The organism is Pseudonocardia acidicola, assembly GCF_012911935.1.
Taxonomy (GTDB): domain Bacteria; phylum Actinomycetota; class Actinomycetes; order Mycobacteriales; family Pseudonocardiaceae; genus Pseudonocardia; species Pseudonocardia acidicola.
Map to the genome: position 1 here is coordinate 35,260 of NZ_JAAXLA010000024.1, position 17,315 is coordinate 52,574.

Consider the following 17,315-nt stretch of genomic DNA (forward strand, 5'->3'; position numbering starts at 1 on the left):
AATGCCCAGCATGAAGCCGCTACCGATGCCGGTGCGGATCGCCGCCGGCCTCGTCGCCACCGCCGTCGAACAGGTCCGCGACCTGCCCCGGCTGGTCGTCGAGTTCCCGGTCACCGCCGTGAGCCAGGCCCTGCAGGCGTCGATGCGCGTGCAGCAGAAGATCACCGAGCTCGCGATCAAGGGCGACCGCGCGCTCGGCACGCTGCGCCCGGTTGCGGATTCCCCCAGCTGGGCGACCTTCGACGACGAGCCCCCCGCCACGCGCAACGGCGCGAGCACCGTCACCCCGCTGCGCCCGCCTTCGCGCCCGGCGGACCCGATGGACGACCCGATCGACGGGCCGCAGAACGAGGACCCGCCGGCCAGCCCCGCCGCCGCGGCCGCGGCCGCCGTCACCGCGCGCGCCGCGGCCGGCGAGACCGCCGGGGTCGAAACCGGAGACGACTCCGACTCCGAGGCCGGCGGCCCCAACGTGCTGCCCGGCTACGCCGACATGACCATCCCGCAGCTGCGGGCACGGCTGCGGAAGCTGGACGTCGACGGCCTGCGCGTGCTGCTCGCCTGGGAGACCGCGCACGCCAACCGCCCACCGTTCGTCACCATGCTCGGCAACCGGATCACGACGGTCACCGAGGGGTGAGCCCGGCTCGCGTCGGGCGCCTGCGCGGGGCGGCCCGCAGGTGAGCCGGTCGACATCTCCGCCGACCACGCAGGACGCCCCCTGGCCGGTTCGCACGGTCGCCCGCAAGATCGCCGAGTGGGTGGACCGGCTGGGCGCCGTGTGGGTCGAGGGCCAGCTCGCCCAGGTCACCGCCCGCGCGGGCACCGGGACCGCGTTCCTCGTGCTGCGTGACCCGGCCGCCGACGTGTCGCTGCAGCTCACCTGCCCCGTCGCCCTGGTCCGCGAGGGCGGACCCGCGGTCGCCGAGGGCAACCGGGTGGTCGTGCACGGCAAGCCGTCGTTCTTCCTGGGCCGCGGCACGCTGAGCCTGCGGGTAGACCAGATCCACGCGGTCGGGCTCGGCGAGCTGCTGGCCCGCATCGAACGGCTGCGCAAGCTGCTCGCTGCGGAAGGCCTGTTCGACCCGGCCCGCAAGCGTCGCCCGCCGTTCCTGCCCGGCTGCATCGGGCTGATCACGGGGCGGGCGTCGGCGGCCGAGCACGACGTGCTGTCGAACGCGACGGCGCGCTGGCCGTCGGTCCGGTTCCGGATCGAGAACACCGCGACGCAGGGCGCGCTGGCCGTCCCGCAGATCGTCGAGGCGCTCGGGGTGCTCGACCGGGACGCGGCCGTCGACGTGATCGTGCTGGCCCGTGGCGGCGGCAGCGTCGAGGACCTGCTGCCGTTCTCCGACGAGACGCTGTGCCGCGCCGTCGCCGCCTGCCGGACGCCCGTGGTGTCCGCGATCGGTCACGAGCCGGACACCCCGCTGGTCGACCATGTCGCCGACGTCCGCTGCTCCACTCCCACCGAGGCCGGCCGCCGGCTGGTACCCGACCTCGCCGAGGAGACCGCCCGCATCGCCGGGCTGCGCGACCGGGCCCGGCGGGCACTGTCGGGCTGGGTGGACCGCGAGCAGCGGCTGCTCGACGCGCTGCGTGCCCGCCCGGTGCTGGCCGATCCGCTGCGTGGTCTCCAGGCCCGGCACGTCGAGGTCGAGCGACTGCGGGACGGCACCCGCGACGCCCTGGAGCGCCGGCTGACCCGCTCGGAGACCGAGATCGCGCACCTGCGGGCCCGGCTCACCGCGCTGGGCCCCGCGGCGACGCTCGCCCGCGGCTACGCCGTCGTACAGCGGGTGCCCGCCGGCGGCACGGACCCGGGGGCCGGTGTGGCCTGGCCGGTGCTGCGCTCGGTCGACGAGGTGACCGTGGGCGACCGGCTGCGGATCCGGGTCGCCGACGGCGCCGTCGCGGCCGCCGTGCTGGCGGAGGAGGATGCGGCGCCGGTGGCGAAGGCCGAGCCGCGCAGGAAGAAGGCGAACGCGACATGAGCACCCCGCAGCGGCCCGACGTCGGCGGGCTGGACTACGAGCAGGCTCGCGACGAGCTGACCGAGGTGGTGCGCGCCCTGGAGGTGGGCGGGCTCAGTCTCGACGAGTCGGTGGCCCTGTGGGAGCGCGGCGAAGCGTTGGCCCGGCGCTGCGAGGAACAGTTGGCCGGCGCCCGCACCCGGGTGGAGGCGGTCCTCGACCGGGCCGATACCGCCACCCCCACCGACTCCTGATCCGCGGCGGGCTCAGTTCGTGGGCGCGGTACCGGCGGGGAGCAGCTCGCCGGTCAGGGTGGCGGTGGCCATGGTGCGGAACTCGTCCTCGGTGCCGCTGCCGGTGATCAGCAAGCGGACGGGCGGGCTGCCCGGCGTCGCGACGTCGGCCACCCAGAACGGCTCCGCGCCGGGCTGGCCGTAGACCACCCAGTGCTGACCCGCCGCGTCGACCGTGCCGCGCCCGGTCTGCGGACCTCCGGCCTCCGCGGCGACCAGCGCCTCCTCGGCCGCGTCGCTCTGCACGATCTTCACGTACCGGCCATCGGGTGTGATCCAGCCGACCCGCACCGCCCGGCCGCCCCCGGCCACCGGGCCCTGATCGGTGGCGTTCGCCCGCCACCCGGCCGGCACCGCCGGGATGCGCAGCCCGAACGGCACCCGGGGCGCGAACTCGCGCAGCCGGGCCGCGGCGTCGACCGCCGGGACCGCGTCGGAGGACACCGTCGGGCCGCCGGGGCTGAACGTGCACGACCGCATCGCACCGGCCATGAGCAGCACGATCGGCACCATCACGGCCAGCGCGATGATCATGTCGCGCATGCTCAGCGCGGACCGGGCGGGTTTCACGGGCGGTGGAAGCGGGCCACCGGAAGGCTGCGTCCGGACCTCGTCCTCGGATCGCGGAGACGGGCCGGCCGGGTCCTGCTGGGGGTCGGAGGCGGTGCTCACAACACCATCGTCTCAGTCGCCGACCGCACCGCGCGCGGCGGTGATCTGCCAGGATCGGCTCAAACCCCCGCCGACCGGCACACGCCGGAACCGCCGCGGGGCGCGCGCACCGCTCCGTTCGACCTCGGAGCGGGGCAGGCGACGAGCCGAAGGAGGCCGGAGATGACCATGTCCGGGACGAGTGAGGGACAGCATGAGCGGCGGCGGGAGGCACCCGACCGCAACCTCGCGATGGAACTGGTCCGGGTCACCGAGGCCGCAGCGATGGCCGCGGGCCGCTGGGTCGGCCGCGGCGACAAGAACGGCGGTGACGGCGCAGCGGTCGACGCGATGCGCCAGCTCATCGGCACCGTGTCCATGCGCGGCGTCGTGGTGATCGGCGAGGGCGAGAAGGACGAGGCGCCGATGCTCTACAACGGCGAGGAGGTGGGCAACGGCGAGGGCCCGTGGTGCGACGTCGCGGTCGACCCGATCGACGGCACCACCCTGATGGCCAAGGGCATGCCGAATGCGCTGGCCGTGCTCGCGGTGGCCGAGCGGGGCTCGATGTTCGACCCGTCGGCCGTGTTCTACATGGAGAAGATCGCCGTCGGCCCCGAGGCGGCCGACGCGATCGACCTCACCGCACCCGTCGCGGAGAACATCCGGCGGGTGGCCGCGGCCAAGCACACCGACGTCGCCGACGTGACGGTCTGCATCCTCGACCGGCCCCGCCACGAGGCGATCGTGAAGGAGGTCCGCTCGACCGGGGCACGGATCCACTTCATCTCCGACGGCGACGTGGCCGGCGCCATCTCCGCGGCCCGCCCGAACACCGGTGTCGACCTGCTCTACGGCATCGGCGGCACCCCGGAGGGGATCATCGCCGCGGCCGCGCTCAAGTGCATGGGCGGCGCGATCCAGGGCCGGCTCTGGCCGACCGACGACGCCGAGCGGGAGAAGGCGGTGGCCGCCGGCCACGACCTGGACCGGGTGCTGACCACCGACGACCTGGTCCGCGGGGACAACGTGTTCTTCTGCGCGACCGGGGTGACCGACGGCGATCTGCTCCGCGGTGTGCACTACCGGGCCGGCGGCTGCACCACGCAGTCGATCGTGATGCGGTCCAAGTCGGGCACCGTCCGCATGATCGACGGCTATCACCGGCTCACCAAGCTGCGCGAGTACTCCTCGATCGACTTCGACGTGCCGGGCGAGGCGGCGGGCTCCTCGGAGATCAACACCCCGCCGCTGCCGTGATCCGATCACGCGGCGCCGTTGCGCTGATCGGCTGAGCGGACCGGCCGGCGCGGGACTGCGCCCTGTCCCGCGCCGGATCCCGGCACCGGGCCGGTGGCCGTGGGCGGGGCGCGGTCCGCCACCCGGGACAGCTCCGGGACCTGGCGGTCCAGGCCGCGCGGCAGCCGCCACACCCGCTGTCCCGGTTCGAGCTCGCTCACGGAGAACGGCCGGCCACGTCCGAGCATGACCCGTTTCACCGGAGGTGTTATCCCGCTCATCCCCACCTGCGGCCGCGCCGGACCGGGGACAACATGGCGGGCATGACCATCGACAGCGACGCCGGCGAGTTCCGTGTCGAACACGACACGATGGGCGAGGTGCGGGTGCCCGTGGATGCGCTGTGGCGGGCGCAGACCCAGCGCGCGGTGCAGAACTTCCCGATCTCCGGCCGCGGCCTGGAACGGGCCCAGATCCGGGCGCTCGGCCTGGTCAAGGGCGCGGCGGCGCGGGTGAACGGGCGGATCGGTGTGCTGCCGGAGCCGCTGGCGGCGGCGGTCGCGGCGGCCGCGGACGAGGTCGCGGCCGGGCAGCACGACGCGCACTTCCCGGTGGACGTGTTCCAGACCGGCTCCGGCACGTCGTCGAACATGAACGCCAACGAGGTCATCGCGACACTGGCCAGCAGGGCCACGGGCGAGAACGTGCACCCGAACGACCACGTCAACGCGTCGCAGTCGTCGAACGACGTGTTCCCGACGACCATCCATCTCGCCGCGACCGAGGCGCTGACCGTCGACGTGATCCCGGCGCTGGAGCACCTGGCCGCCGCGCTGCGCCGGCGCGCGGCCGACTGGGCCGAGGTGGTCAAGGCCGGGCGCACCCACCTGATGGACGCCGTGCCGATCACGCTGGGCCAGGAAGCCGGCGGCTGGGCGACCCAGACCGAGTACGGCGCAGACCGGATCCGCGACGCGCTCCCCCGGCTGGGTCAGTTGCCCATCGGTGGCACCGCGGTGGGCACCGGGCTGAACGCACCCGACGGGTTCGGCGCCGGTGTCGTCGAGGAGCTGCGCGCGGCCACCGGGCTGGAGGCACTGTCGGAGGCGGCCGACCACATCGAGGCCCAGGGCGCCCGCGACGGGCTGGTGGAGGCCTCCGGCGCGCTGCGCACCGTCGCGGTGTCCCTGTTCAAGATCGCCAACGACCTCCGCTGGCTGGGTTCCGGGCCGCGCACCGGGCTGGCCGAGCTGCACCTGCCGGACCTGCAGCCGGGCAGCTCGATCATGCCGGGCAAGGTCAACCCGGTGATCTGCGAGGCGACCATGATGGTGGCCGCGCAGGTGATCGGTAACGACGCCACGGTCGCGTTCTCCGGCACCCAGGGCAACCTCGAGCTCAACGTGATGATGCCGGTGATGGCCCGCAACGTGCTGGAGTCGGCGCGGTTGCTGTCCGCGGTCGCGCGGCTGCTCGCCGACAAGGTCGTCGACGGCGCTGAGGCCGACGTCGAGCGCACCCGGGAGTACGCCGAGTCCTCACCGTCGGTGGTGACGCCGCTGAACTCCTACCTCGGGTACGAGGAGGCCGCCTCGATCGCGAAGCAGTCGCTGAGGGAGCGCAAGACCATCCGCGAGGTCGTGCTGGAGCGCGGGCACGTCGACAAGGGAACGCTCACCGTGGAGCAGCTCGACGCCGCACTCGACGTACTCGCGATGACGCGGAGGTGAGCCGCCGCTGACATAGCACTCAGAGTGATCGTCTAGTAACCAGCTCGGCCGATTGGCCGAGTGGGCGTCGCCAACTGTTCACTCGGTGTACGCAATACTCATGGGTAACCGTGATTGAGTAGCAACTGTTCCGCTCGCAACTACCTGGGGAATGGGCGAACTCGGATGACGGACCACGAACGTTTCTGCTTCGAGCCGCTGTTCAACCTGCAGACCGCCCGGGTTGTCGGGTTCGAGGTCAAACCGCGCAATCCACGCGACCAGGTCGGCGTCCGGGCGGTGGGCACGGTCTGGGGGACCCGCCAGATCGTCGACCTCGACGCCGGCATCGCGCTGGCCTCCCTGGCCTTCGCCACCGACTACGACGCGACGGTGCCGCTGCACGTCAACGTGCTCGCCGACACCGTCGTGGCCGCGCGGCGCAGGCTGCGGTCGATGCTCGACGGGCTGGCCCAGCGCGAGCAGGTGATGCCACCGGTCGTGCTGGAGGTCAACCCGGCAGCCTCGGCCGCGCCGGTCGAGGCGCTGGTCGAGGGACTCCACGAGCTGCGCAGCTGGGGTTTCCAGATCGCGCTGGACGCGGTGGGCCGCGGCTTCGGCCTCGATCTCGTGCCCACGATCCGGCCCGACCTGGTCAAGCTCGACGAGCACCTGGTGGCCGGCCTGACCGGCGGCGGGACGGCCGAAGTGGTGGTGCAGGCGGTCTGCGACGTATGCGCCGCCGTGGGTACCCGGATCGCCGCCACCGGCGTGGCGACCCGCGACCAACTCGCCGAGCTCCCCGGACGCGGCGTGTCGTGGGCGCAGGGACCGCTGCTGGACATGCCGCGCCGTCGCCCGTCCACCGGCTCGGTCCCGCTGCCCCCGGAACTGATCGCGCTCACCGCTCGCCGCACCGTCACGGCGTTGCCGGGGGCCCAGAAGGTCCCGAGCCCGCGGCCGCGGCCCCGCCCGACCGTGGTCCGGGATCTCGCACAGGCCGCCGTCTCGCTGCCCGACACGTCGACGGCCGACGCCGCCCGCCGGGCGCTGGCCGACCACCCGCTGGCCGGCGGCCTGGTGCTGCTCGACGGACACCGCCGGCCCACCGGCTACCTCGACCGCAACCGGTTCATGCTGGCGATCTCCGGACCGTACGGCCGCGCGCTCTACGCGTCCCGACCGGCGAAGACCCTGGCCGAGGCGCCGCGGCTCGTCGACGAGCTGACCCCCGTCCAGGACGCGCTGGCCGCGAGCCTGCGTGGCGACCGGGCCCGCAGCTACGACGATGTCGTGCTCACCGCCGCCGACGGCACCTGCAGCGGCGTGGTGCGGGTGGCCGACCTCCTGCGCGACGCCCCGGCCCCCGCCGCATAGGCGCCTCGCAGCGCGCGACACGTCGTGCCCCGGCGCCACTGCCGCGCACGAGCGCACAGCGCGCGGTCGTCGGTGGGCGCTGCGACACTGCGTGCGTGCTGCTCAGCGAGGTCGTCGCCACCTCCGCCGCGGTCGGGGCCACCCGGTCGCGCAAGGACAAGACAGCCGCGCTCGCCGCCCTGCTGCGCGCCGCCGGGCCGGCGGAGGTCGAGCCGGCCACCGCGTGGCTGGCCGGTGAGCCACGGCAGGGCCGGATCGGCACCGGGTGGCGCACGCTGTCGGGGCTCGCCACCGATCCGGCGCCCGACCCGTCGCTCACCGTGGCCGAGGTCGACAAGACCCTCGACGCACTGGCCGGCACCTCCGGCCCCGGGTCCACCGCCCGCCGGCGCGAACTGCTGATCGAGCTGTTCGCCGCCGCGACCGCCGACGAGCAGTCCTTCCTGCACCGCCTGCTCACCGGTGAGCTACGCCAGGGCGCGCTCGAGGGCGTGATGCTCGAGGCGATCGCGGCCGCCGCGGATGTGCCGGCCACAGCGGTGCGGCGCGCGTTCATGCTGGCCGGGCGGCTACCGCAGACGGCCCGGGCCGCCCTGACCGGCGGCGTCGCGGCACTGGAGTCGGCGCGGCTGGAGATCGGCCGGCCGGTGCGCCCGATGCTGGCCAGCCCGGGTGCCTCCCTCGACGCCGCGCTGGCCGGGCTGGGCCCCGAGGTGAGCGTCGAGTTCAAGCTCGACGGCGCGCGCATCCAGGTGCACCGCGACGGCGACGAGGTCCGGGTGTGGACCCGCACGTTGCGCGAGATCACCGACGGCGTTCCCGAGATCGTCGAGCACGTGCGCGCGCTTCCGTGCCGGTCGGTCGTGCTCGACGGCGAGACGCTCGCCCTCGACGACGACGGCCGGCCCCGCCCCTTCCAGGACACGATGAGCCGGTTCGGCAGCGATCTGGGAGCACCGGGCGAACTGCTCAGCCCGTTCTTCTTCGACGTCCTGCACCTCGACGGCACCGACCTGCTCGACGCGCCGCTGGCGCACCGGCTCGACGCGCTGGCCGGGCTGCTCGGCGGGCCCGGCGCCGCGCCGCTGCGGATGCCCGGGGCGCTGCGCCCGACGGCAGCCGAGGCTGCCGCAGTGCTCGACGACGCGCTGGCCGCAGGACATGAGGGCGTCATGGTCAAGTCGCTCGACGCGCCCTACGCGGCGGGCCGCCGCGGCAAGAGCTGGCAGAAGGTCAAGCCGGTGCACACCCTCGACCTCGTGGTGCTCGGCGCCGAGTGGGGCTACGGGCGGCGCACCGGCAGCCTGTCCAACATCCACCTCGGCGCCCGCGACCCCGACGGCGGCGAGCCGATCATGGTCGGCAAGACGTTCAAGGGAATGAGCGACGAACTGCTGGCCTGGCAGACCGCGACGTTCCCCGGGTTGGCGCGGGAAGAGCGCGGCAACGCCGTGCTGCTGCGCCCCGAACTCGTCGTCGAGATCGCGCTCGACGGCGCGCAGCGCAGCCCGCGCTACCCCGGTGGCGTCGCGCTGCGGTTCGCGCGGGTGCTGCGCTACCGCCCGGACAAGACCCCCGCGGAGGCCGACACCATCGGCACCGTCCGGGCCCTGCTGCGCGACTGACCTCGCTCGGACCTGTGCCGATCGGCTCCGGCGCGTACCCTTTCCGTTCCGTGCGCTTCCTCGACGGCCAACACCCCGGCCACGACCTGACCTACGACGACGTCTTCCTCGTCCCCGGGCGATCCTCGGTGGCCTCCCGCTTCGACGTCGACCTCACCACCGCCGACGGCTCCGGCGCCACCGTGCCGGTGATCGCCGCGAACATGACCGCGGTCGCGGGCCGGCGGATGGCCGAGACCCTCGCCCGCCGGGGCGCGCTCACGGTGCTGCCGCAGGACGTCGCCCCGCAGGCCGTGGCCGAGATCGTCGCGTGGATCAAGTCCCGGCACCCGGTCTGGGACACCCCGCTCGTGCTGCGCACCGGCGACGCCGTCGCCGACGCGCTGAACCTGCTGCCCAAGCGTGCCCACGGCACCGTCGTGGTCGTCGACGATGCCGGTCGCCCCGTCGGCACGGTCGACGAGGCGGCCTGCCTCGGGGTTGACCGGTTCACCCGGCTCGCCGACGTGCTCGACCCGTCGCCGGTCGCGCTGCCGATGGGCACCCCGCCGCGGGAGGTGTTCGAGGCCCTCGGCGGACCGCGGCAGGTCGCGCTCGGGCTCGACGCCGACGGCAGGCTCGCCGGGCTGCTCACCGGCATCGGGGCGCTGCGCGCAGAGATCTACGCACCGACCCTCGACGCGCGGGGCCGGCTGCGCACGGCCGCCGCGATCGGGATCAACGGCGACATCGGCGTGAAGGCCAAGGCGCTGCTCGACGCCGGCGTCGACCTGCTCGTCGTCGACACCGCGCACGGGCACCAGGACAACATGCTCGACGCGCTGCGCGCGGTCCGCGCGGCGGTCGACGCCGCGGAGTCCCCGGTTCCGATCGCCGCCGGCAACGTCGTCACCGCGGAGGGCGTGCGCGACCTGGCCGCCGCCGGCGCGGACATCATCAAGGTCGGCGTCGGTCCGGGCGCGATGTGCACCACCCGGATGATGACCGGCGTCGGGCGCCCGCAGTTCTCCGCGGTGGCCGAGTGCGCGGCGGCCGGGCGCGACCACGGCGCGCGGGTCTGGGCCGACGGCGGCGCGCGGCACCCGCGCGACATCGCGCTGGCGCTGGCCGCCGGGGCGTCCGCCGTGATGATCGGATCCTGGCTGGCCGGGACCTACGAGTCGCCCGGCGATCTGCTGCGCGACGAGGCGGGCCGGCCGTACAAGGAGTCGTTCGGGATGGCGTCCAAGCGGGCCGTGAGCGCCCGCACCCGCGGCGAGGACGCCTTCGACCGCGCCCGCAAGACGCTGTTCGAGGAGGGCATCTCCAGCTCTCGGCAGCTGCTCGACCCGGCCCGCCCGGGGGTGGAGGACCTACTGGACGGGATCTGCTCGGGCGTGCGCTCGGCGTGTACCTACGTCGGCGCCCGCACCCTCGACGAGCTGCACGAGCGCGCCGTCATGGGCGTCCAGACGGTGGCCGGCTTCACCGAGGGCACCCCCCACGGCCTCTAGCCCGCCTCTAGCCCGCCTCTAGCTCCGCTCCCCCGTTGTCACGAACGGCACTTCCGCTCAATAGGTGTGAACGAAAGTGCCGTTCGTGACAGAACGGGCGGGGCGGCTAGGCGCCGGGGCCCTCCAGGAGCTCCGTGACCAGGGCAGCGATCGGGCTCCGCTCACTGCGCATGAGCGTGACGTGGGCGAACAGCGGGTGCCCCTTCAGCTTCTCGATCACCGCCGCGACGCCGTCGTGCCGGCCGACGCGCAGGTTGTCGCGCTGCGCGACGTCGTGCGTGAGCACCACCCGCGACGCCGTGCCGAGCCGGGAGAGCACCGTGAGCAGCACGTTGCGCTCCAGCGACTGCGCCTCGTCGACGATCACGAAGGTGTCGTGCAGCGAGCGGCCGCGGATGTGGGTCAGCGGCAGCACCTCGAGCATCCCGCGGGAGAGCACCTCGTCGATGACGTCCTGGCTGACCAGTGCGCCGAGGGTGTCGAACACCGCCTGCGCCCAGGGCGACATCTTCTCGCTCTCGCTGCCCGGCAGGTACCCGAGCTCCTGCCCGCCGACGGCGTAGAGCGGCCGGAACACCACGATCTTGCGGTGCTGCTGGCGTTCGAGCACCGCCTCCAGCCCCGCGCACAGGGCGAGCGCGGACTTCCCGGTGCCGGCCCGGCCACCGAGGGAGACGATGCCGACCTCCGGGTCGAGCAGGAGGTCGAGCGCGACCCGCTGTTCGGCCGACCGGCCGTGCAGGCCGAACGCCTCGCGGTCGCCACGGATCAGCCGCACCCGTTTGTCGGCCGTGACCCGGCCCAACGCGGACGCCGATCCGGCGAGCAGCCGCAGCCCGGTGTTGCACGGCATGTCCCGCGCCGCGTCGTGGTCGATCACGCCCTCCCGGAAGAGGAGGTCGACCTCGTCCTGCGTGACGTCCAGATCGGCCATCCCGGTCCAGCCGGAGGGAACGACGTCCTGACCGTGGTAGTCGTCGGCCGGCAGACCCACCGCGGCGGCCTTGACCCGCAGCGGCATGTCCTTGGTGACGAGAATGATCTCGCGCTTGCCCGCCGCTTCCGCGCGGAGGTTCAGCGCACAGGCCAGGATCCGGCTGTCGTTGCTGTCGGTCCGGAAGCCGGCCGGCAGCACCATCGGATCGGTGTGGTTCAGCTCGACGTGCAGAGTGCCGCCTGCGGTGCCGATCGGCACCGGGGAGTCCAGGCGGCCGTGCTGAATGCGCAGCTCGTCGAGCTGACGCAGCGCCGTGCGGGCGAACCACCCCAGTTCGGGGTGGTGCCGCTTGCCCTCGAGTTCGGAGATCACCACCAACGGCAGCACCACGTCGTGCTCCTCGAACCGGGTCAGTGACCACGGGTCCGACAGCAGCACGGAGGTGTCGAGCACGTAGCAGCGGGACGCGGTGTCGGTGCACTCCGAAGTGGGGGCGATACGACGTTCGGTCACGGATGCTCCCTCGTGGGCGCGGCACCACGCCCACACTCTGGTGGGCCGGCTGACCCTGGAGCGGGACGTCCCGACGGCCTCGAGCTCGCCGCCGAGCACGCCCGCGAGGGCCGGGTGCCGGCCCCCTCGGGTGCTAGTGACACCACGACCAGGGCCCTCCCGAGCGATACGCATCGGGTACGCACCGCCGATGCGAACGCTACCGGCGGTCACCCGGGTGCGGTCAACAGCAACACCGTGTCATCTCGGACGGCAGAACCGAGAATTAACAGAACGGTCTACCGCTCATCGCTCGCCGAACACCGTCCGTCGTCGCAGACGACACAGATGTGACACGGCCGGCCGCCCACCGTCCGGCCGTCACGTCGGACCGCCATCCGGGTCAGCCGTGCCCTGCGGCTGCGACGGTCAGGTCCGCCCGGATGGCTGCGGGGACCAGCGGTTCGTCGAGCAGCCGGCGGTAGCGCTCGACCCGCGTGCCCGGCCCGGGTCGCGTCAACCAGTCCTGCAGCAGCAGGTAGCCCTCGACATAGGTCGTCGTGTAGGCGCGCCACAACGGGTGACCGAGGAAACGGAGCATCTGCCGGGCACGCGGCTCACCGATCAGCAGCCACCGGCACAGGTGAGCGAGCACCTCCTCCTCGGGCGCGTGCCTGTCGTGCAGCAGCAGCGCAGCGTCCTGCCGGACCCGCAGCAGACCGAGCGATGCCGCGGCGATCCGCTCGGCCACCTCACCGTCGAGGTGCAGCCCGGCGCCGGCCAGGATCTGCTGCGCCCACGGGCCCCAACCCGGGCCGACGACGGTCTGCAGGCCGAGATCCGCCGTCCCCTCGGCCATCAGGGCCTGCGGGGTGTTGACGAGGACGATCGCCTGCTCGGCCCGGCGGTCCCCGGCCGCCCACCGCGCCTGCCTGCGACAGCGTTCGGTGTGGTGCCCGGGGTAGGACTCGTGGGCGATCAGCCGCGGCAGCTGTGCCAGCCGCAGCCCCGCCCCCGCGTTGAGTGCGACCTCCGAACGGTAGCCGCCGAGGTAGCGGTGCAGCCCACTCCACGGGCGATCGTCGACGATCCGGTAGGAGACGGTTTCCCGCTCCGGCAACGCGAACAGCCCCCGGACCCGGGCGCGCAGGGCCCCGGAGAGGGCGTGCACCGCGGCGGCGAGGCGCGGCGGGGCGATCGTGTCGCGCCGGCGGTACGCGGCCAGTCGCTCCGCCAACGGCCCGCGCCCGGGCAGCAGCTCGTCGAGCTCGCGGTGGGCCCGGCGGTACTCGTCCTCGTCACCGGTGCCGATACGCACGTCGAAACAAGCCTCGACCTCGGCCACGAACCCCACGGTCTCCCCGGCCACCCTCCGGGCGATGCACTCCAGGGCGGCCAGCTGCCCGGCCAGGAATCGCTCGCGACGGAGCGAGAACCCGGCGCCGGGCAGCTCGCGACACAAACGCCGCGCGGTCCGCAGCAACCCACCGGCATCAGGGGCGCCCTCCGCGGCGACGTGGCGACGGAGCCACTCGTCACCGGTGTAGGTGTCGACGAGACCCGGCACGAGACGGTCCAGGCGCAACCCCAGCAACAGGTAGTCACGCACCAGCAGGTCCCGCACCACGGGCGCAACCTAACCCCCGCCGCACCGACGCGGCGGTCGATCGAGCCGCGACCCCTTGCTACGGAACGTCCACCATCGAAAAAGATACGGTTCCGAACGGGTGAGAGCAGCTCACGTTGCGTGACGTTACCACTGGTAGACCTGGGGACCACCGGATGGAAATACCCCCGATTGGATGCGTAACTAAACGTAAAGTGCTGCACTCACACGATAGTGTTGCCGGATTTGGTGTATGGACTGCCTGCCGATAACTTTTTCCTCAGTCAGCGCGGGCTCCCCGGTCAGACGCTGGCAGTACACGGCGACGACTCGCATCGTCGCCAGATGACTCAACAGGAGATGAACTGTGCTGAAGAAGGCTGGAATTGTCGTGGCTGCGGCCGCTGCCGGTCTGCTCGCGGTGAGCCCGCTCGCCTTCGCTGGCGACAAGGGTGGCGACTGGGGCCACGGCGCCGACCAGGTCAACAGCAGCAAGGAGCTGCACCAGGGCCTGGTGAACGTCTCGGACAACAACGTCAACGTGCCGATCCAGGCCTGCAACAACGACGTCCCGGTCGCCGTCAACGGCATCGGTGCCGCCGTGGCCGCCCAGAAGGTCGCCACCCCGCTGTCCTCCGCCCTGGGCATCCTGGCCCCGGCCTCGTCGGAGACCAACAGCGTCATCAAGGACCAGCGCGCCTGCGGCCAGGACTCCAACGCCGGCGACGTGAACACCCAGGCGAACAAGCACTGAGCTTCACCGCCTGACTGAAAATGGCGCCGGGCCTTGTGCCCGGCGCCATTTTCGTGCACCCATAACGAGTGGTGCCGAGCCGTGCGACCCGCCGGCAGATCAGTCACCGGCCGCCCCCGAGGGCCGGGCTTCGAGGTCGGCATCGACCGCCAATCGGGTGCAACAGCCTCAGCGAGGGGCCGGGTCGTCGACCCACATGCACGACCCAGCGTGATCCACAACCGCCCAATCGGATGCGCATCTAAACGTCAATCATCCATCTCACACGATGGTGGTACGGGATTTGATCATCGGGTTCGCCGGGCGTTAAATTCTGCTCAGTCAGCGTGGGCTCCCCGGTCAGACGCTGGCACTGGAGGGGGCCGATTTTCGAATCGGCGCCAGAGTACTAAACAGGAGATGAACTGTGCTGAAGAAGGCTGGAATCGTCGTGGCTGCGGCCGCTGCCGGTCTGCTCGCCATGAGCCCGCTCGCCTTCGCCGGTGAGGGCCACCACGGCGCCGACCAGGTGAACAGCAACAAGGAGCTGCACCAGGGCCTGGTCAACGTCTCGGACAACAACGCCAACGTGCCGGTCCAGGCCTGCAACAACGACGTCCCGGTCGCCGTCAACGGCGTCGGTGCCGCCGTGGCCGCCCAGAAGGTCGCGGTCCCGCTGTCCTCGGCCCTGGGCATCCTCGGCCCGGCCAAGTCGGACACCAACAGCGTCATCAAGGACGAGCGCGCCTGCGGCCAGGACTCCAACGCCGGCGACGTGAACACCCAGGCGAACAAGCACTGAGCTTCACCGCCTGACTGAAAAGGCGCCGGGCCGCGTGCCCGGCGCCTTTTCGTTTGCCTCTATAACGAAAAGCCAACAAAGAGATTACGATTGAGTAGCGTTCAGGAACCGAACCGGCGGTGCCGGGCCGCGTAATCGCGCAGGGCCCGCAGGAAATCGACCCGCCGGAACTCGGGCCAGTACGCCTCGCAGAACCAGAACTCCGAGTGGGCCGACTGCCACAGCAGGAACCCGGAGAGCCGCTGCTCCCCTGACGTCCGGATGACGAGGTCGGGGTCCGGCTGCCCCGACGTGTACAGGTGCGCGGCGATGTGGTCGACGTCGAGCACCTCGGCCAGTTCCTCGATCGACGTGCCCGACTCCGCGTGCTGCAGCAGCAGCTTGCGCACCGCGTCCGCGATCTCCTGCCGGCCGCCGTACCCGACCGCAACGTTCACCTGCAGGCCCGACCGCCCGATCGTCCGCGCCGCCGCGGCCGACAACCGCTCCGCGATCTCGGAGGGCAGCAGCTCCAGCGCACCCACCACTCGCAGCTGCCAGGATGCCGTCGGCTCGCTCAGCTCGTCCACGACGTCGGCGATGATCTCGAGCAGGGGCTCCAGCTCGTCGGCCGGCCGGTTCAGGTTGTCCGTGGAGAGCAGGAACAGGGTCACGACCTCGACATCGGCCTCGCGGCACCACTCGAGCAGATCCGCGATCTTGGCCGCTCCCGCCCGGTGGCCGTCGTTGACGTCGACGAAGCCCGCATCACGGGCCCAGCGGCGGTTCCCGTCGAGCATGAGCGCCACGTGGCGGGGCCGTATCGCACCACTCAGCTGTCGGCTGAGCTTGCGCTCGTACATCGAGTAGAGCAGGTCGCGCACGCCCACGAGTGATCAGCCTACGCCGGGGCCGCTCGATGACGGCCACGCGCACCACCTCGACCTCGCGACCACCCGGTGGCGGGGGTTCACATGCACACAACCCGGCGGAAACCCGGGGTGCCGTAATGTCGGGGCGTGACCGCCGGGACCTTCGCGCCGCCGCCCGCCGGCCAGCCACTGGTGAAGCCCCGGATGCGCGGCTGGATCCATCTCTGGTCGTTCGTCGTCTCCGTCGCCGCCTGCGCCGTGCTCATCTCGGTGTCGGCCGCGCTGGTCGGGACCACGGCCGCGCTGGCCACCACCGTGTACAGCGTGACGGTATTGGGGCTGTTCGGGATCAGCGCGCTGTACCACCGGCACACCTGGACCACGCTGCGCAGCCGCAAGATCATGCGGCGGCTCGACCACTCGATGATCTTCCTGTTCATCGCGGGCACCTACACCCCGGTGGCCGTGCTCGCCATGGACACGGGCACCGCGCGCTGGGTGCTCACGGTGGTCTGGGCCGGAGCGATCGCCGGGGTCGCACTGAAGATGGCCTGGCCGACGGCGCCCGCGTGGGTCGGCGTCCCGATCTACCTCGCGCTCGGCTGGGTCGCGGTCTTCGTGCTCCCCGACCTGCTGACCAACGGGGGCGTCGCGGCCCTGGTGCTGCTGCTCACCGGCGGGCTGTTCTACACCATCGGCGCAATCATCTACGCCACCCGCAAGCCGAACCCGTGGCCGCGGACGTTCGGGTACCACGAGTTCTTCCACGCCGCGACGGTGCTCGCCGCGGCGTGCCACCAGATCGCGATCTGGCTGGTGCTGCTACCCGTGAGCGGATAACGCTGTTCTGACGACTGTTTCCGCGCACGAGCAGCGTCAGCTGCCTTCGCCGGTCGGGCCCTTCGCGCGCAGCTCGTCGACCTTCGCCATCGCCGCGCGCAGTTCACCGAGCCACTCCTCGGCATGCTCCCCGACCAGCCGCACCGCCCAGGCCAGCGCATCCGAGCGGGACCGGGCCACCCCGGAGTCGACCAGCGTGTCGAGCACGATGCGCTCCGGCTGGCGCAGCCGGGTCATCACCGGCACCGAGGCCGTGGTGAACAACTCCTGGGTGTCGCCGATCCTGGCGCCCCAGGCGACTTTGCGCTGGTAGCGGCGCTCGGCCTGGCGCGCGATATCGATACGCTCGTCACGGGTCTGCTCCCGGAACCGGGAGATCCGCCCGGCGGCGGCCGCGGCGCGCTCGGCGCGGCCTGCCTCGGTGTCGGGGAAGTCGCCCTCGACGGGCGGCAGCTCGCCGACGATCACGATCTCCTCGCGGTCGACGGTCACCTCCGGCGCCGAGACGAACCAGTCCCCCGGCAGCCGGCCCTGCAACCAGGCAGCCGCGTCATCGGCCGCCGGCAGGTCGGCCTGCTGCCACCCGCCGCGGCCCGGTCCGCGACCACCTCTGCCTCCCGGTCCGTGCCATCCGTGGTGCATCCGTCCGGACATCACGTCACCTCCGCCTGCTGTGTCAATTACGAGATTACAC

17 protein-coding genes are annotated in these 17,315 nt (G+C 72.5%); 11 read left to right on the top strand and 6 right to left on the bottom strand.

Annotated features, from left to right (window positions below; genetic code table 11):
- Nucleotides 1–10 precede the first annotated feature (10 nt).
- The 3 genes from HF526_RS14765 to HF526_RS14775 are packed head-to-tail and all read left to right on the top strand — an operon-like array spanning nt 11 to nt 2,227.
- Nucleotides 11–640, top strand: a complete 630-nt coding sequence (locus HF526_RS14765) for a lipid droplet-associated protein (RefSeq protein ID WP_169382002.1) — start codon at nt 11–13, stop codon at nt 638–640.
- A 40-nt stretch (nt 641–680) separates the two neighbouring features.
- Nucleotides 681–1,994 carry an exodeoxyribonuclease VII large subunit gene (xseA, locus tag HF526_RS14770; protein ID WP_169382003.1) on the top strand — a complete coding sequence of 438 codons (1,314 nt, stop codon included), beginning with the start codon at nt 681–683 and terminating at the stop codon, nt 1,992–1,994.
- Nucleotides 1,991–2,227 carry an exodeoxyribonuclease VII small subunit gene (locus HF526_RS14775; protein ID WP_169382004.1) on the top strand — a complete coding sequence of 79 codons (237 nt, stop codon included), beginning with the start codon at nt 1,991–1,993 and terminating at the stop codon, nt 2,225–2,227. Before xseA ends, HF526_RS14775 begins: the two co-directional genes overlap by 4 nt.
- Nucleotides 2,228–2,239: 12 nt before the next feature.
- Here the strand turns inward: HF526_RS14775 and HF526_RS14780 are convergent, their stop codons facing one another.
- Complete coding sequence (locus HF526_RS14780; protein ID WP_169382005.1) at nt 2,240–2,938, bottom strand: DUF4245 family protein; 699 nt, start codon at nt 2,936–2,938, stop codon at nt 2,240–2,242.
- Nucleotides 2,939–3,100: 162 nt separating this feature from the next.
- Here HF526_RS14780 and glpX point away from each other — a divergent pair, with 162 nt between their 5' ends.
- Nucleotides 3,101–4,177 (top strand): class II fructose-bisphosphatase, encoded by a 1,077-nt coding sequence (gene glpX / locus HF526_RS14785; RefSeq protein WP_420821619.1) that lies wholly within the window; start codon nt 3,101–3,103, stop codon nt 4,175–4,177.
- Nucleotides 4,178–4,182: 5 nt separating this feature from the next.
- On the opposite strand, the gene HF526_RS14790 is transcribed toward glpX, so the two are convergent.
- Nucleotides 4,183–4,377, bottom strand: coding sequence for a hypothetical protein (locus tag HF526_RS14790; protein WP_169382006.1), 195 nt, complete (start codon nt 4,375–4,377; stop codon nt 4,183–4,185).
- 102 nt (nt 4,378–4,479) lie between these two features.
- Between HF526_RS14790 and HF526_RS14795 the strand changes: the two genes are divergently transcribed.
- From HF526_RS14795 to HF526_RS14810, 4 genes are all read left to right on the top strand, one after another.
- Entirely contained in the window at nt 4,480–5,886 is a 1,407-nt protein-coding gene (locus HF526_RS14795; RefSeq protein WP_169382007.1) for a class II fumarate hydratase, read from the top strand.
- A 165-nt stretch (nt 5,887–6,051) separates the two neighbouring features.
- Nucleotides 6,052–7,242: an EAL domain-containing protein gene (locus HF526_RS35380; protein ID WP_169382008.1), complete on the top strand. Its 1,191-nt coding sequence runs from the start codon at nt 6,052–6,054 to the stop codon at nt 7,240–7,242.
- A gap of 95 nt (nt 7,243–7,337) precedes the next feature.
- Nucleotides 7,338–8,867 (top strand): ATP-dependent DNA ligase, encoded by a 1,530-nt coding sequence (locus tag HF526_RS14805; RefSeq protein ID WP_169382009.1) that lies wholly within the window; start codon nt 7,338–7,340, stop codon nt 8,865–8,867.
- A 50-nt stretch (nt 8,868–8,917) separates the two neighbouring features.
- A complete protein-coding gene (locus tag HF526_RS14810; protein ID WP_169382010.1) occupies nt 8,918–10,360 on the top strand; it encodes a GuaB1 family IMP dehydrogenase-related protein in 1,443 nt (480 codons plus the stop codon).
- A gap of 106 nt (nt 10,361–10,466) precedes the next feature.
- Here HF526_RS14810 and HF526_RS14815 read toward each other — a convergent pair whose 3' ends face one another.
- Both HF526_RS14815 and HF526_RS14820 read right to left on the bottom strand, forming a co-directional pair.
- A complete protein-coding gene (locus tag HF526_RS14815; RefSeq protein WP_338051485.1) occupies nt 10,467–11,810 on the bottom strand; it encodes a PhoH family protein in 1,344 nt (447 codons plus the stop codon).
- A gap of 382 nt (nt 11,811–12,192) precedes the next feature.
- The gene (locus HF526_RS14820; RefSeq protein ID WP_169382011.1) at nt 12,193–13,416 is read right to left on the bottom strand and encodes a DUF885 domain-containing protein; all 1,224 of its coding nucleotides are present in this window, start codon (nt 13,414–13,416) and stop codon (nt 12,193–12,195) included.
- 346 nt (nt 13,417–13,762) lie between these two features.
- On the opposite strand from HF526_RS14820, the gene HF526_RS14825 reads away from it, so the two are divergent.
- Nucleotides 13,763–14,149 carry a hypothetical protein gene (locus tag HF526_RS14825; protein ID WP_169382012.1) on the top strand — a complete coding sequence of 129 codons (387 nt, stop codon included), beginning with the start codon at nt 13,763–13,765 and terminating at the stop codon, nt 14,147–14,149.
- Between the two features lie 406 nt (nt 14,150–14,555).
- A complete protein-coding gene (locus HF526_RS14830; protein WP_169382013.1) occupies nt 14,556–14,930 on the top strand; it encodes a hypothetical protein in 375 nt (124 codons plus the stop codon).
- Between the two features lie 101 nt (nt 14,931–15,031).
- On the opposite strand, the gene HF526_RS14835 is transcribed toward HF526_RS14830, so the two are convergent.
- On the bottom strand, nt 15,032–15,793 hold the full coding sequence (locus HF526_RS14835) for an isoprenyl transferase (RefSeq protein WP_169382048.1): 762 nt from the start codon (nt 15,791–15,793) through the stop codon (nt 15,032–15,034).
- 135 nt (nt 15,794–15,928) lie between these two features.
- Here HF526_RS14835 and trhA point away from each other — a divergent pair, with 135 nt between their 5' ends.
- The gene (trhA, locus tag HF526_RS14840) at nt 15,929–16,621 is read left to right on the top strand and encodes a PAQR family membrane homeostasis protein TrhA (protein ID WP_420821620.1); all 693 of its coding nucleotides are present in this window, start codon (nt 15,929–15,931) and stop codon (nt 16,619–16,621) included.
- Nucleotides 16,622–16,657: 36 nt separating this feature from the next.
- On the opposite strand, the gene HF526_RS14845 is transcribed toward trhA, so the two are convergent.
- On the bottom strand, nt 16,658–17,275 hold the full coding sequence (locus HF526_RS14845; RefSeq protein ID WP_420821621.1) for a hypothetical protein: 618 nt from the start codon (nt 17,273–17,275) through the stop codon (nt 16,658–16,660).
- Between the last annotated feature and the right edge of the window lie 40 nt (nt 17,276–17,315).